The organism is Arthrobacter terricola (assembly GCF_004354015.1).
GTDB classification, from domain to species: Bacteria; Actinomycetota; Actinomycetes; order Actinomycetales; family Micrococcaceae; genus Arthrobacter; species Arthrobacter terricola.
This window is the reverse complement of record NZ_SMRU01000010.1, coordinates 88699-102035: the sequence shown is the minus strand read 5'-3', so window position 1 is coordinate 102035 and position 13337 is coordinate 88699. Positions and strand designations below refer to the sequence as shown.

General features: G+C 66.0%; 12 protein-coding genes and 1 pseudogene. 7 read left to right on the top strand and 6 right to left on the bottom strand.

The features are described 5' to 3' along the window. From E1809_RS10205 to galT, 3 genes are all read right to left on the bottom strand, one after another. On the bottom strand, positions 1-1239 hold the full coding sequence (locus E1809_RS10205; RefSeq protein ID WP_133204120.1) for an acetyl-CoA C-acetyltransferase: 1239 nt from the start codon (positions 1237-1239) through the stop codon (positions 1-3). 62 nt (positions 1240-1301) lie between these two features. Continuing rightward, entirely contained in the window at positions 1302-2471 is a 1170-nt protein-coding gene (gene galK, locus E1809_RS10200; RefSeq protein WP_133204119.1) for a galactokinase, read from the bottom strand. Then, the gene (gene galT / locus E1809_RS10195; protein WP_133204118.1) at positions 2468-3619 is read right to left on the bottom strand and encodes a galactose-1-phosphate uridylyltransferase; all 1152 of its coding nucleotides are present in this window, start codon (positions 3617-3619) and stop codon (positions 2468-2470) included. Before galT ends, galK begins: the two co-directional genes overlap by 4 nt. A gap of 103 nt (positions 3620-3722) precedes the next feature. Between galT and E1809_RS10190 the strand changes: the two genes are divergently transcribed. Genes E1809_RS10190 through E1809_RS10175 form a run of 4 tightly spaced genes read left to right on the top strand, consistent with a single transcriptional unit; the run spans position 3723 to position 7802 of the window. After that, positions 3723-4670, top strand: a complete 948-nt coding sequence (locus E1809_RS10190) for an aldose 1-epimerase family protein (protein ID WP_235835541.1) — start codon at positions 3723-3725, stop codon at positions 4668-4670. 41 nt (positions 4671-4711) lie between these two features. Beyond that, positions 4712-5926, top strand: a complete 1215-nt coding sequence (locus E1809_RS10185) for an AI-2E family transporter (RefSeq protein WP_133204117.1) — start codon at positions 4712-4714, stop codon at positions 5924-5926. Between the two features lie 3 nt (positions 5927-5929). Next, positions 5930-7168, top strand: a complete 1239-nt coding sequence (gene ilvA, locus E1809_RS10180) for a threonine ammonia-lyase (protein ID WP_133204116.1) — start codon at positions 5930-5932, stop codon at positions 7166-7168. A 13-nt stretch (positions 7169-7181) separates the two neighbouring features. Next, complete coding sequence (locus tag E1809_RS10175; protein WP_133204115.1) at positions 7182-7802, top strand: rhomboid family intramembrane serine protease; 621 nt, start codon at positions 7182-7184, stop codon at positions 7800-7802. Between the two features lie 117 nt (positions 7803-7919). Here the strand turns inward: E1809_RS10175 and greA are convergent, their stop codons facing one another. Further along, a complete protein-coding gene (gene greA / locus E1809_RS10170; protein WP_133204114.1) occupies positions 7920-8414 on the bottom strand; it encodes a transcription elongation factor GreA in 495 nt (164 codons plus the stop codon). 152 nt (positions 8415-8566) lie between these two features. Beyond that, the gene (locus tag E1809_RS10165; RefSeq protein WP_133204113.1) at positions 8567-9019 is read right to left on the bottom strand and encodes a DUF4307 domain-containing protein; all 453 of its coding nucleotides are present in this window, start codon (positions 9017-9019) and stop codon (positions 8567-8569) included. A gap of 128 nt (positions 9020-9147) precedes the next feature. Here E1809_RS10165 and mca point away from each other — a divergent pair, with 128 nt between their 5' ends. The 3 genes and pseudogenes from mca to E1809_RS10150 all read left to right on the top strand — a co-directional run bounded on the left by mca (position 9148) and on the right by E1809_RS10150 (position 12617). Then, on the top strand, positions 9148-10053 hold the full coding sequence (gene mca, locus E1809_RS10160) for a mycothiol conjugate amidase Mca (protein ID WP_133204112.1): 906 nt from the start codon (positions 9148-9150) through the stop codon (positions 10051-10053). Between the two features lie 80 nt (positions 10054-10133). Continuing rightward, the gene (locus E1809_RS10155) at positions 10134-10412 is read left to right on the top strand and encodes a hypothetical protein (protein ID WP_133204111.1); all 279 of its coding nucleotides are present in this window, start codon (positions 10134-10136) and stop codon (positions 10410-10412) included. Further along, positions 10390-12617: pseudogene (locus E1809_RS10150) on the top strand (thioredoxin domain-containing protein). The gene E1809_RS10155 and the pseudogene E1809_RS10150 overlap by 23 nt, the downstream one beginning before the upstream one ends. Positions 12618-12622: 5 nt before the next feature. On the opposite strand, the gene trhA reads toward E1809_RS10150, so the two are convergent. Beyond that, entirely contained in the window at positions 12623-13276 is a 654-nt protein-coding gene (gene trhA / locus E1809_RS10145) for a PAQR family membrane homeostasis protein TrhA (protein WP_235835540.1), read from the bottom strand. Between the last annotated feature and the right edge of the window lie 61 nt (positions 13277-13337).

The following is a 13337-nucleotide window of genomic DNA, read 5'->3' as shown; positions in this document are numbered from 1 at the left end:
CTAGGAAAGGCGCTCGAAGACCACAGCCATGCCTTGCCCGCCGCCGACGCACAGGGTCGCGAGTCCCAAGGTGCCGTCGCGTTCGCGCAAGCCGTTGAGCAAGGTGGTGGTCATGCGGGCTCCGGTCATCCCGAAGGGGTGGCCGAGGGCGATCGCGCCGCCGTGGACGTTAAGCTTCTCGGGATCGATGCCGAGTTCGCGGGCGCTCGCCACCACCTGCACGGCGAATGCCTCGTTGAGTTCAACGAGGTCGATATCGGCCATCGTCAGTCCGGCGGAGGCGAGCGCGCGGCGGGACGACTCTACCGGACCCATGCCCATGAGTTCGGGGGAGAGTGCGCTGACGCCGGTGGATACAATGCGGGCCAGGGGTTGCAGGCCAAGTTCCCGGGCACGGGAGTCGCTCATGACCACGACGGCGGCAGCCCCGTCGTTGAGCGGGCAGGCGTTCCCCGCGGTGACGGTCCCTTGGGGCCGGAAAACGGGCTGCAAGGCCGAGACCGCCTCAAGGGTGACGCCTGCCCGGGGCGAATCGTCGCGATCCATCACGGTGCCGTCCTTGCGTTCGTACGGCGTGATCTCCCGGGCATAGAAGCCTGAAGCAATGGCAGCTTCGGTGCGGTTCTGGCTGAGCACGGCCCACTCGTCCTGCTCTGCCCGGCTGATCCCCTTGCTTGTGGCAACGTTTTCCGCGGTCTGTCCCATCGCGATGTAGACGTCCGGCATCCTGCCGCCCCAGCGCGGATCGGTCCACGGCGTGTTGGAGGCGGCTCGGGCGGCGGTGCGTGCCCGGGCCGTGGCGAAGAGGGGATTATGGACGCTGGTATCGGTCTCGCCGGCGCCCACCCAGTTCTGGTAGCGCGAGACCGATTCGACCCCCGCTGCCACGAAGGCGTTGCCTTCCCCGGACTTGATCGCATGGAACGCCATCCGCAGGGTCTGGAGGCTCGACGCGCAGAACCGGTTGATGGTGGCCGCGGGGACGGTGTCCAGCCCGGCGAGGACAGTGACCACGCGGGCCATGTTCGATCCCGCCTCGCCGCTGGGTTCGGCGCATCCGAGGTAGAAGTCGTCCAGGCCGCGCCCGTCTGCCGCGCCGGGATCGAACGCCGGGATCCTGGCCAACGCGGCGGTCACCATGGCTACCGCGAGGTCGTCGGGGCGTTCGTCCTTGAGGGAGCCTTTGAACGCCCGGCCAATCGGGCTCCTGGCGGTTGACACGATGACGGCCTCAGTCATAGGCCCAGCTTACGCCCGGGACAGGTGGCCGCATCGCGCTGAATCGGCCGGCGGTGCGGCGCTCAGATCAGGCGTGTGGCGCCCGCTGCGGGGACCACCGTGAAGATGTCCGGCGTCGTGAATCCGGCCGCTTCAAAGGCGCGTACGACGGCGTCACGCACCTCCTGCTCGTGCCGTACCGGGGTGAGCGCGATGGCTGAGCCGCCGAAGCCCCCGCCGGTCATCCGGGCTCCGATGGCGCCGTGCGCGCGGGATGTGTCCACGGCAAGGTCCAGTTCCGGGCAGGAGATCTCGAAATCGTCCCGCATGGAGGCATGGCTCGCGTCGAGCAGCAGGCCGATATGACCGGGGCCGTCCGAGGTAAGGCGCTCAACCGTTTGGAGTACGCGGTCGTTCTCGGTTACTACGTGGCGGACGCGCCGGAACGTCGTCTCGTCAAGCAGTCCGCTGGCTTCCTCGAGGTCGCCGATGCCGACGTCGCGAAGCGATGAAACTCCCAGGACCTCGGCGCCCAATTCGCAGGATTCGCGCCTGGACGCGTAGCCGCCGTCGGCATGGGAATGGGAGACCTTGGTGTCGATGACGAGCAACACGAGCCCGGCGTCTTCAGCGTCGAACGGGACCAATTGGATGCTTTGGTCCCGGCAATCCAGGAAGACGGCATGACCGGCGGAGCCGCGGAGCGACGCGGACTGGTCCATGATTCCGGTGGGAGCGCCGACGAATTCGTTTTCGGCCCGCTGCGTTTCCAGCACCATGTCTTCTGCCCTGAGGCCGGCTTCCTTGAGCTCGTTGAGGGCCAGGATAACGGCGCTTTCAATGGCGTGGGAAGAGGAGAGCCCCGCACCGAGGGGCACGTCGGAGTCCAGGAGCAGGTCGAAGCCGGGGACCTCGATCCCGCGCTGTTGGAGGGCCCAGGCCACGCCGAGGGGGTATTTCGTCCAGCCTTTGGCGGAGCCTGGAACCAGCGCCGCGGCGTCTGCCTCGACGAGGCCTTGCGCGCCGAAGGTGGAAAGGAGCCGGATCTGCGAATCCCCGCGCAAGCGCAAGGCGACCTTCGCCGTCTTGTCGATCGCGAAAGGCAACACGAAACCCTCGTTGTAATCGGTGTGCTCACCGATCAGGTTGACTCGTCCGGGAGCCTGCCACACGCCGTCGGGCGCTGAACCGAAGGCGGCCTCGAACTGTTCGGAGAGCGCACTCACTGCGGGAGCGTCGGGAGTGGAGGTCATGCTGAGGCCCCTTCCGGGATTCCGGTGGTGGTCTTGCCGGCTCGCGTGGAGGCGCCGGCGACGGAGCGCAGGCGGGCGGCCACGGATTCGGGCGTGGTGTCGTTGATGAAGGCTCCCATGGCGGCCTCCGAGCCGGCAAGGTATTTGAGTTTGTCGGCCGCCCGGCGGGGGGAGGTCAACTGCAGGTGCAAGTGGCCGGACTCTCGCAACGCAGGGTCCAGCGGTGCCTGGTGCCAGGCGGAAATGTAGGGGGTCGGGGTTGGATAGAGGGCGTCCAGGCGCTTGAGCAGATCGAGGTAGACGTGGGCGAGTTCGTCGCGTTCGGCGCCGGTCAGAGCTGCCAGGTCCGGTACTTGGCGGTGGGGGACCAGATGCACCTCCAGGGGCCACCGCGCCGCGAACGGCACGTAAGCACTGAAGTGTTCCGCTTCGAGCACCATCCGCCTGCCGTCCTGCAGTTCCGCCTTGAGGATGGAGGACGTGAGCGATTCCCGGCCCCTGGAGTCGTCGAAGTGCTTGCCGGCTTCGGCCCCGAGGCTCGCCGCGCGAGGCGTCACGTACGGGTAGGCATAGATCTGCCCGTGGGGGTGGTGGAGCGTCACTCCGATTTCGGCGCCGCGGTTTTCGAACGGGAATACCTGCCGGACCCCGGGAAGGGCGCTTAGCGCTTCGGTCCGCTGTGCCCAGGCTTCAATGACTGTCCGAGCCCTGGTCTCGCCGAGTTCGGCAAAGGAACCGGTGTGCTTCGGTGTGAAAGAGACAACTTCGCAACGGCCGAAGGCCGGTCCCGAGGTTCCCCAGGCCGGGGCGTCCGGAGTGGATCCCACTGCCGGGCCCAAGGAGGGGAAGCGGTTCTCGAACACCACGACGTCGTAATCCGGCGCCGGGATTTCCGAAGGGTTCGCCGGGGTGGTGGGGCAGATGGGGCACTGGTCCGCGGGAGGGAGGTGCGTCCGGCTTTGGCGGTGGGCGGCGACAGCTACCCATTCGCCGCTGAGGGCGTCGTAACGCAACTCGCCCGGGTCAGCACGGGGTGGAAGGTCCCGGTGGTCCACCAAGGATCCGGGATCACGCTCCGGCGAGCCGGGGTCGTCGAAATAGATCAGTTCCCGACCGTCGGCGAGGCGTGTGCTGGTGAGGCGAGTCATGAAAATATGGTGCCACAGACCGCTCAAAAAGACAAAATATCTAACAAAATTGAACATTGGGCGCTTCTCGTCGCACCCCTCGACGATGCAGTACGGTGGTGCCATGCCTCCTACATCCCCGTCGACCGCCGTCGGCGACGCCGTTTCCCGCCGCTTCGCCACCGGCCGCCAATTCGAAATCCGCCGCGGTGACGCGCTCGCCGTCGTTACCGAACTTGCCGCCGGCCTCCGGTTGTTCAGCCGCAACGGTGTCCAATTCACGGAAAGCTACGGCGACGACCAAATTTCGCCGGGCGCCACCGGCATCACCTTGGCACCGTGGGCCAACCGGGTGGAAGACGGTGTCTGGTACCTCAACGGCAAGAAGCAGCAACTGGACGTCACCGAGGTCTCGCGCAACAACGCCAGCCACGGGCTCCTGCGCAACTCGTCCTATGCCCTCGTCGCGGAAGACGAATTCTCCGTGACCCTCGAGGCCGTGATCTTCCCGCAGCACGGCTACCCGTTCCTGGCCCGGCACCAGGTCCGCTACGAGATCGACGCCGAACTCGCCCTGCGGGTCTCGCAAACCTTCATCAACGATTCGGAGTCGCCCGCTCCATTCGTGTTGGGCGCCCACCCCTACTTCCGCATCGGAGACGTCCCGCCCGAGGAGACGGTCCTGACTGTCCACGCCCGCACGCGCCTCGTCACCGACGAGCGGCTCATCCCGCGTAGCGCGGTTCCCGTCGAGGGAGACTTCGATTTGAGCGGCGGCCGGAACGTCGGCAGCCTCGACCTCGACTCCGCGTACTTGGACCTTGCGTTCGACGACGGCGTTGCCCGCCACACGCTGTCCGCGCCCGACGGCAGGACTGTCACTTTGGAGCAGGACAGCAACTGTACGCACGTCCATGTCTTCGTCACCGACACGTTCCCGGGACGTTCGAAGGCGGTTGCGCTCGAGCCCATGACCGGACCGGCCAATGCCTTCAATTCCGACGAAGGGCCCCGGTGGGTCGAGCCACGGGAGGCCTTCACCATGAACTGGGGAATCGTCGCCGTGCCGTAGCCCGGTTTCCCATCCAGCGATCCCTGCGGAATTATGGGGTCATGACGCCAGCGCATGACGCCACTGCAGCAAGCGACCCCTCTCCGGGAAGGCTTGTGCCCCTCCCGGAGAACCGGATCGCGCAAGACATCCCGTACGGAATCCGGATCGCGGCCGCGTGGGCTTGGCGCGTGGGCCTCATCATGGTGGTTGTCGCCGCCCTCGTATGGTTGTTGGGCAGGATCAGCTTCCTGGTCATTCCCGTCATGGTGGCCGCGCTCCTCGCCGGTTTGCTCAACCCGGTCACAGCCTCGCTCAGGAGGCTCAAACTACCCCAAGGCCTGGCGGTCGCCGTCACCGTGCTCGGCTTCGTCGGCGTCATCGCGGGTGCTTTGGCGCTCGTGGGACGGCAACTGGCCGTGGGCTTCGGCGAGCTGTGGCAGGAAGCCCTCGTCGGAATCCAACAGATCCAGACCTGGCTCGCCGAAGGACCTTTGCGCCTGACCGCGGAACAAATCGACAAGTACGTCCAAGACGCCACGGCTGCCTTGCAGAACAACAGCAGCAGCATCCTGAGCGGCGCGTTGTCCTTCGGGAGCACGGCCGGGCACTTTGCCGCGGGAATGGTCCTGGCCCTCTTCATCCTCATCTTCTTCCTCCTGGAGGGGGCGCGGATCTGGCGGTTCATTGTGGGGCTCCTGCCGCGGACCGCGCGTGCGGCGGCCGACGGCGCAGGACGACGTGGTTGGTCGTCCATGGTCAGCTACGTCCGCATCCAGATGTTCGTGGCTTTCGTCGATGCGGTGGGAATCGGTGTCGGCGCAGCGATCATCCAAGTTCCACTGGCCTTGCCATTGGCGGTGCTGGTGTTCATCGGTTCATTCATCCCCGTCGTCGGAGCCCTGGTCACAGGTGCCGTTGCAGTCCTTCTTGCCTTGGTGGCCAACGGTCCCGTCAATGCGCTCGTCATGCTGGGCATCGTCCTCTTGGTGCAGCAGCTCGAAAGCCACATCCTCCAGCCGCTCGTCATGGGCAAGGCCGTCTCGCTCCACCCGGTCGCCGTAATCCTGACTGTCGCCGCCGGCTCCTACCTCGCCGGCATCCCTGGAGCGCTTTTCGCCGTTCCCCTGCTGGCCGTAGCAAACTCGGCGATTCGCTATATTGCCGCAAGGACGTGGGAACATGATGAAGGACCGGATGACGCCGCCGCTGCCGAAGCGCCCGCCGAACTGATCCCTTCCGGCAATGTCGCAGAAGAAACCAACAAAGGAGAATAACCCGTGAATACCCTCGACACCCTGCCCGTCACGCTGGACGATGTCCTTAAGGCGCGGGAGCTGCTCGAGGGCATTATTACCAAGACTCCCATCGAGTCCTCACGGGCCCTCGGCGCCATGGTTGGCGGCGAAGTCTTCTTCAAGTGCGAAAACCTTCAGCGCGCCGGCTCCTTCAAGGTCCGCGGCGCCTATGTGCGCATGGCCCGGCTGTCCGACGAGGAAAAGAAGCGGGGCGTCGTTGCTGCCTCCGCAGGCAACCACGCGCAAGGCGTTGCGGTTGCGGCGAAATCCCTGGGAATCAACGCACGCATCTACATGCCGCTCGGCGTCGCGCTGCCCAAGCTGTCCGCGACGCGCAGCCACGGTGCCGAAGTGGTCCTCCACGGCCACAACGTGGACGAAGCACTTGCCGAAGCCCAGCGCTACGCCAACGAAACCGGCGCTGTGTTCGTCCACCCCTTCGACAACGTGGACGTCGTAGCGGGCCAAGGCACCGTCGGCCTCGAAGTCCTGGACCAGGTCCCGAACGTCGACACCGTCCTGATGGGCGTGGGTGGCGGCGGCTTGCTCGCCGGAGTCGCCGTCGCAATCAAGTCGCGCGCTCGTGAACTCGGCCGCGAGATCCGGATCATCGGAGTGCAGGCGGAAAACGCCGCCGCCTACCCGCCGTCGCTCGCCGCAGACGCCCTGGTGCCGCTCAAGAAGGTTTCCACGATGGCGGACGGCATCGCGGTCGGACGGCCCGGCCAGTTGCCGTTCAGTATCATCCGCGAGCTCGTGGACGACGTCGTCACAGTGAGCGAGGATTCCCTGGCACGGGCGCTCATCTTCCTGCTCGAGCGGGCAAAGATGGTGGTGGAGCCAGCCGGCGCCGTGGGCGTCGCCGCGCTGATGGACGGCAAGATCGAGAATCCGGGCACCACCGCGGTGATCCTCTCGGGCGGCAATATCGACCCCATGTTGATGCTCAAGGTGATCCAGCGCGGCCTCTCCGCCGCCGGACGGTTCATGACCGTCCGCATGATGCTGGATGACCGGCCCGGTTCCTTGGCCACCATCGCCCGCATCATCGCCGAGAACGATGCCAACGTGACGGGCCTGGACCACACGAGGGTGGGCGGCGCGATCAGCATGGGCGACGTCTCCATCACGATCAACCTGGAAACGAAGGGCCACGAGCACAGTGAGCAAGTCCTCGCCGCTTTGAGGGCCGAGGGCTTCCACCCCATCGTGGTCCACTAAGCGGCAGACGGCCATGGCCCTTTACCCGAACGGTGACGCGCCCTCGCCAGGCAAGGATTCACTGGCGAGGCGCGCCCGCGGAGGACTGCTGTTCATGGTCGGCTTCGTCGCCCTGCTCGCGGTGATCGAAGTCCTCAACACCATGATGTTCGGCAGCCTCAACCGGACGTTCGGCCTGCGCCCGCGCCGCCTGGACGGAATCTTCGACATCCTGACTTTTCCGCTCCTGCACGCCAGCTTCGGCCACCTGCTCTCCAACGCGTTGCCGCTGATCATCTTCGGCTTCCTGGTGTTCCTGTCCGGATTGCGGGTGTTCCTGACGGCGCTGGCCTTCAGTTGGCTCGGTTCGGGCCTCGCAGTGTGGTTCTTCGGTACCGGCGGGGTGACCGTTGGCGCGTCAGGGCTGGTTTTCGGTCTCTTCGCCTTCCTTTTGGTGAGGGGATTCTTCAACCGCAGTTGGTGGCAGATCCTGCTCTCCGTGGTGTTGTTCCTCGCTTATGGCGGGATCTTGTTCGGAATGCTGCCCACAGTCATGGGCATCGTCTCGTGGCAAGCCCACCTAGGCGGCGCAATCGGGGGAGTCGTGGCCGCGGTACTCCTGCGCCCGCGGCGGCCCGAAGCGCCCACGGCGTAGCAAAGCCGCCGGTCACCAGACTCCGGAAAACGAAAGCGCCGGAAAACGAAAACGCCGGCCTTCCCGCGAACGGGAGGGCCGGCGTCGTGCTTTGAGGCTGCTAGGCAGGAAGGCAAGCTAGCCGGAGAACGGCTTGGCGGAAACGATCTCCACCGGGATTTCCTTGCCGTTCGGGGCGACGTAGCTCAGCTTCTCGCCTTCCTTGTGGCCGATGATGGCAACGCCGAGCGGCGACTTCTCGCTGAAGACGTTGAGATCGGAATCGCCGGCGATTTCGCGGGATCCGAGGAGGAACGTTTCTTCGTCGCCGGCGATACGTGCCACGACGAGCATGCCGGGCTCGACAATTCCGTCGTCGGCCGGAGCTTCGCCGACCTGGGCATCGCGCAAGAGCACGGTCAACTGGCGGATGCGGGCTTCGATCTTGCCCTGTTCTTCCTTCGCGGCGTGGTATCCGCCGTTTTCCTTGAGGTCGCCTTCCTGGCGGGCGGCTTCGATCTTCTGCACGATTTCGGCGCGGCCAGGGCCGGAAAGGTGGTCCAGCTCTGCCTTCAGGCGGTCAAATGCGTCCTGGGTAAGCCAAGCTGCAGGTGCGCTGTTGGTGGTCGACACGGACTTCTCCTTATGGATCCGACAAACAAAAACCCGCTGGTGTTGGCCACTCGTGGAACTCAGCAACAAACTCAGCGGGGTCGAGGTATTGATCCAGTGTAGTCAATCAAGTGGGCGAACCCAAGCTGACTGAGTCGCGGGTCACAGGTTTGTTATTTGCCGTCGATCCAGCAATTGTCCACGGAGGCGGAGACGGCCTGCGATTCGGTCCGCAGGACTGTCCTGTGGATAGTTGTCTGGCCCCCGTCGGCGCTGGCCTTGGGGTCGTTCGGGCCGATCACAACAATCTTCCAACCGACCACCCCGAACGTGGAATCCAGGGCCTTCACGGCGCACTTCGCCGTGGCGCCGGGATCCTTGGTGACCTGGAAGTCTGCTTCGGACTGGGTGGCATCCGTTGAGCTGTAACCCACGTCCTTGTAGGAAACGGAGGGCCCGGAGGGGGCCATGGTGATCCAGGCCAGGAGTCCGATGGCCACAAGGATGCCGGCAATCAAAATGTTGCGCCTGGTTTTACCCCCGAAGGCGCGCTTTTGGCCGCCGTAGCGATTGGCTAGGCTGGTAGTTGCCGGCAGCGCCGTGCCCGATGGGTCCTCCGAAGTCACCCACCTAGTTTAGTGGCCTTCCGGAGCCTCGGCGCACACGGCCGGAGATGGCGTTCCGGGGAGCCCGAAAACGTCCAGTGCATGAAGGCAACATGAAGGCAACACCGCAGAAAGAGGAACCGTTCCGGATGAGCACATCCACCAGCACCACCCCGCAGTTGAGGTTGCTCGCAGTCCACGCGCACCCGGACGACGAATCGAGCAAGGGCGCCGCGACCATGGCGATGTATGCCGCTTCCGGAGTCGACGTCATGGTGGCCACGTGCACGGACGGTTCCCGGGGAGACATCCAGAACCCTGCCATGGAGTCCGCGCCGCATCCGAAACGGGACATGGCCGGCGCCCGCCGCCTTGAGATGGATGCGGCGGCCGCGGTGCTGGGAGTCAAGCAGCGTTGGCTCGGTTTCGTGGACTCCGGCCTGCCGGAGGGTGAGCCGATGCCCCCGCTTCCGCCGGGTTGCTTCGCGCTCCAGCCGCTCCAGCGCGCCGCCGCGCCGTTGGTCCGCCTGGTCCGCACCTTCAAGCCGCACGTCATTGTGAGCTACGACGAAAACGGCGGCTACCCGCACCCGGACCACGTAATGGCCCACAAGGTCGCGGTTGAAGCATTCCACGCAGCCGGCGACCCAACGCGTTATCCGGGGACCGGCGAGAGTTGGGCACCGAGCAAGTTGTACTACGACCGTGCTTTTAGCCCTGAGCGGTTCCGCGCGTTGCACTTCGCCCTTGAGGAAGCGGGACTTCAATCGCCGTACGCCGAACGGCTTGCCGCCTGGCTCGAGGCGGACGCCGAAGGCCACACGCCGCCAAGAAACGCCAACCCGACAACCACCCAGGTTGAATGCGGTGACTTTTTCGAGGCCCGGGACGATGCCCTCCGGGCGCACCAAACCCAGATCGATCCGCTCGGCTTCTTTTTCGCGGTGTCGCCCGACATGCAGCGCAAGGCCTGGCCCTGGGAGGATTACACCCTGATCCACTCGAGCATTCCTCCGGAACTGCCGGAAAAGGACCTGTTCGCGGGGCTAAGATAGGAGGGCCGGCGTTTTCTATCCTACGTAGAATTCGCTCCTGGAACCCCCAAAGCCTGGAACTCCCACAGAAGGTTTGAACCGTGCAGCACTTTCTCATTGCCCTGGCCGCGACCCCGTCGCCTTCCCCGACGCCGTCGCTGCGCCCCGGCTTGTCGGAAGACCAGGTGACCCCGGGAACCTGGGGATTCGTCCTGACAGCCTTCATTGTTGTGCTGACCACCTTCCTGATTGTGGACATGGTCCGCCGTATCCGCCGGGTCCGGTACCGCGCCCAGGTTGAGGAAGCGCGCCTGGCCGCCGAAACGGGCGGCGTATCCGACGTGGAAAACGATGGCGATGCCGGCGCCGGAGCCCGCTGAGCAGGGCACAGCCAAGGAATGGCCGGGGGCTTCGAACGCCCTCGGTTCCGAACCGTCCGCCTACCTGCGCCAGCACGCGCACAATCCGGTGCATTGGCGCCCCTTCGGGGACGAAGCCTTCGCTTTTGCCACCGTGACGTCCCCGTCTTCCTCTCCATCGGCTACGCCGCGTGCCACTGGTGCCACGTCATGGCCCACGAGTCGTTCGAAGACCAGGAGACCGCGGACTACCTGAACGCCAACTTCGTGGCCATCAAGGTGGACCGCGAAGAACGGCCGGACGTGGACGCGATCTACATGGCGGCCACCCAGGCGATCAGCGGCGAGGGAGGCTGGCCGATGTCGGTCTTCCTGACTCCCGAAGGTCTCGCGTTCCACGCGGGCACTTACTTTCCGCCGAAGCCCCAGCCCGGCCGGCCGTCTTTCCTGCAAGTCCTCGAAGCGGTCCGGGAAGCGTGGCTGGAACGCCGGGACGCCGTCGAACAGAACGCGCGGGGGCTCGCGGCCGGCATGGCCGAGGCGCAGCTTTCCACCGCGGTTTCCGTGGACGGCCCCCCGCCCGCGGTGGACCGCAAGCTGCTCTCGGAGGCCGTGCGGCTCCTTGCCCGCTCTGAGGATCCCGACGGCGGTGGCTTCGGCAACGCTCCCAAGTTCCCGCCGTCGGCGGTTCTTGAGTTCCTGGTCCGCCACGCGGCGGTCCCTTCCGAGACTTCCGACGCCGCCCGGGACCTGGCGGGGCGGACACTCGCCGCGATGGCGCGCTCAGCTTTGTGCGACCAACTCGACGGCGGGTTCGCGCGGTATTCGGTCACGGCCGATTGGTCCGTACCGCATTTCGAGAAGATGCTGTACGACAATGCGCAGCTGCTCCGCGTCTACACGCACTGGGCTCGGCTGGAGGGCGACTGGGTCCTGCCCGCTGCGGAAGCCGCTGCGGTGGCGTCGCGGGTTGCCGACTGGATGCTCGACTCGCTCGGTGTGGGCGGGTCCGCAGCGCCGGGAGGGCTCGCGTCCTCGCTTGACGCCGACACTGTGGTGGATGGTGTGCACCATGAAGGGGCGTCGTACCTGTGGACCCCTGAAGGCCTCGAAGAGGCACTTGGGCCGGGCGACGGCGCGGCAGTGGCGCAGTTCATGAATGTCGGCCAGCGCGGCACGGTTTCGACCCTCGGTTCGCCGCTGCACCCGGGCAGGCACCTCTCGGGCTCGGAATCGCGGCTATGGAACCGTGTCCGGCCAGCCCTTCAGGCGGCCCGTTCCGTGCGCCCCCAGCCGGACCGCGACGACAAAGTGGTGGCCGGCTGGAACGGCTTGGCCATCGCCGGGCTCGCCGAGGCCGGAGCGGTCCTTGACCGGCCGGAGCTCGTCGCGGCCGCGGGAAACATCGCCGATTACTTGGTGCGAGTGCATTGGCGTCCGCCCGCGGCAGGCGGCGAGCCCGTGTTGATGCGGGTCTCGCACGACGGCGTCGCCCGGGGCATCGGCGGCTTGCTCGAAGACTATGCCTTTTGCGCGGAAGGATTCCTCGCCCTTTACGCCGTCACCGGGGAACGGCGTTGGTACCGCTTCGCGGAGACGTTGATCCGGGAAGCCTGCGCCCGTTTTGTCGTGGACGGCAGGCTGGCCGACTCCGTGGGCGAATCTGCCCAGGTCTTCAACGCCCAAGGGCAGCACACGGGGCTGGATCCTTTCGATAACGCGGCTCCGAGCGGGGCGTCTGCCTTCGCCGGCGTGCTCTTGGCTTACGCCGCATATTCGGGCTCGCACGAGCACCGGACGATGGCAGGCAACATCCTCTCCGTCCTGCCTCCGCTGGCCTCGCGCGCCCCGAGGGTGGCCGGATGGTTGCTCGCGACCGCCCAAGCGGCCGTCGCCGGCCCGGTCGAGGCAGCAGTGTCCGGTCCGTCCGGTCAGCGGCAGCGGGAGCTCCACCGCGCCCTCCTGTCGTCGCCGAGCCCCGGAATGGTCGTGGCCGTCCAGGCCGGTGAACCGGCCCAAGCAGACGACGACGGCGGCCTGCCGGGGACCGGGCGTCGGGAACCTGAGGTGCCGCTGCTGGAGTCGCGCTTGCCTGCCGCCGACGGCTCACCCCAGGTGTACTTGTGCCGCGGGATGGTCTGCGACCTGCCTGTTGGCTCCGTCGAGGAACTGGCGGCCCGCCTACAGGCCATGGCGGAAGATTCGGCGCCGGGCGGGACGGGTTAGGGTAGCTAACTCAGCACGGCCATCATGATCGCCACGAAGTGCGCTGCGAACGCCAGGACCGTGAAGGCGTGGAACAACTCGTGGAAGCCGAAATTCGCTGGACTGAAGTTGGGCCTCTTGATGCCGTAGAACACTGCTCCGGCGATGTAGAGTGCACCGCCGACGCAAATCAGGATCGAGGCGGCGGAGTTAGCTGCGAAGAATTCGGGCAAGAAGATGACGGCGCTGCAACCGAGGGCCACATAGATGGGCACGTAGAGCCAGCGGGGAGCACCCGTCCACAAAACCCGGAACAAGACCCCAAGCAACGCCCCTGACCAGATCATCCACAACACGAGCTCGGCCCTCGGCCGTGCCAGAAGCACCCAGGACAAAGGCGTGTAACTGCCCGCGATGACCAGCATGATGTTGGTGTGGTCCAGGCGCTTGAGGATCGCTTTGGTCCGCGGTTTCCATGTGCCGCGGTGGTACACGGCCGACACGCCGAAGAGGAGGGCGCCTGTGAGGGCGTAGATGGCCGAGACGATTTTCCGGTCCGTCGTCGGCGCGACGGCCACCAGCACAATGCCCGCGGCTATGGCGAAAGGCGTCGCGACGGCATGTATCCAACCGCGCCACGTCGGTTTGAGTGGCTCGAGGGTGGGCTGCTCCAACATCATTCAAGGGTACCCCTCAGCCGACCAAAGTTACCCGCGAGTAACGCCATTGGCCGTTTGACGC

What these genes read in the sequence shown, in the direction of transcription:
- E1809_RS10205 (WP_133204120.1), bottom strand. Translation starts at nt 1,239, where the DNA reads ATGACTGAGGCCGTCATCGTGTCAACCGCCAGGAGCCCGATTGGCCGG.
- galK (WP_133204119.1), bottom strand. Translation starts at nt 2,471, where the DNA reads ATGACCTCCACTCCCGACGCTCCCGCAGTGAGTGCGCTCTCCGAACAG.
- galT (WP_133204118.1), bottom strand. Translation starts at nt 3,619, where the DNA reads ATGACTCGCCTCACCAGCACACGCCTCGCCGACGGTCGGGAACTGATC.
- E1809_RS10190 (WP_235835541.1), top strand. Translation starts at nt 3,723, where the DNA reads ATGCCTCCTACATCCCCGTCGACCGCCGTCGGCGACGCCGTTTCCCGC.
- E1809_RS10185 (WP_133204117.1), top strand. Translation starts at nt 4,712, where the DNA reads ATGACGCCAGCGCATGACGCCACTGCAGCAAGCGACCCCTCTCCGGGA.
- E1809_RS10175 (WP_133204115.1), top strand. Translation starts at nt 7,182, where the DNA reads ATGGCCCTTTACCCGAACGGTGACGCGCCCTCGCCAGGCAAGGATTCA.
- mca (WP_133204112.1), top strand. Translation starts at nt 9,148, where the DNA reads ATGAGCACATCCACCAGCACCACCCCGCAGTTGAGGTTGCTCGCAGTC.
- trhA (WP_235835540.1), bottom strand. Translation starts at nt 13,276, where the DNA reads ATGATGTTGGAGCAGCCCACCCTCGAGCCACTCAAACCGACGTGGCGC.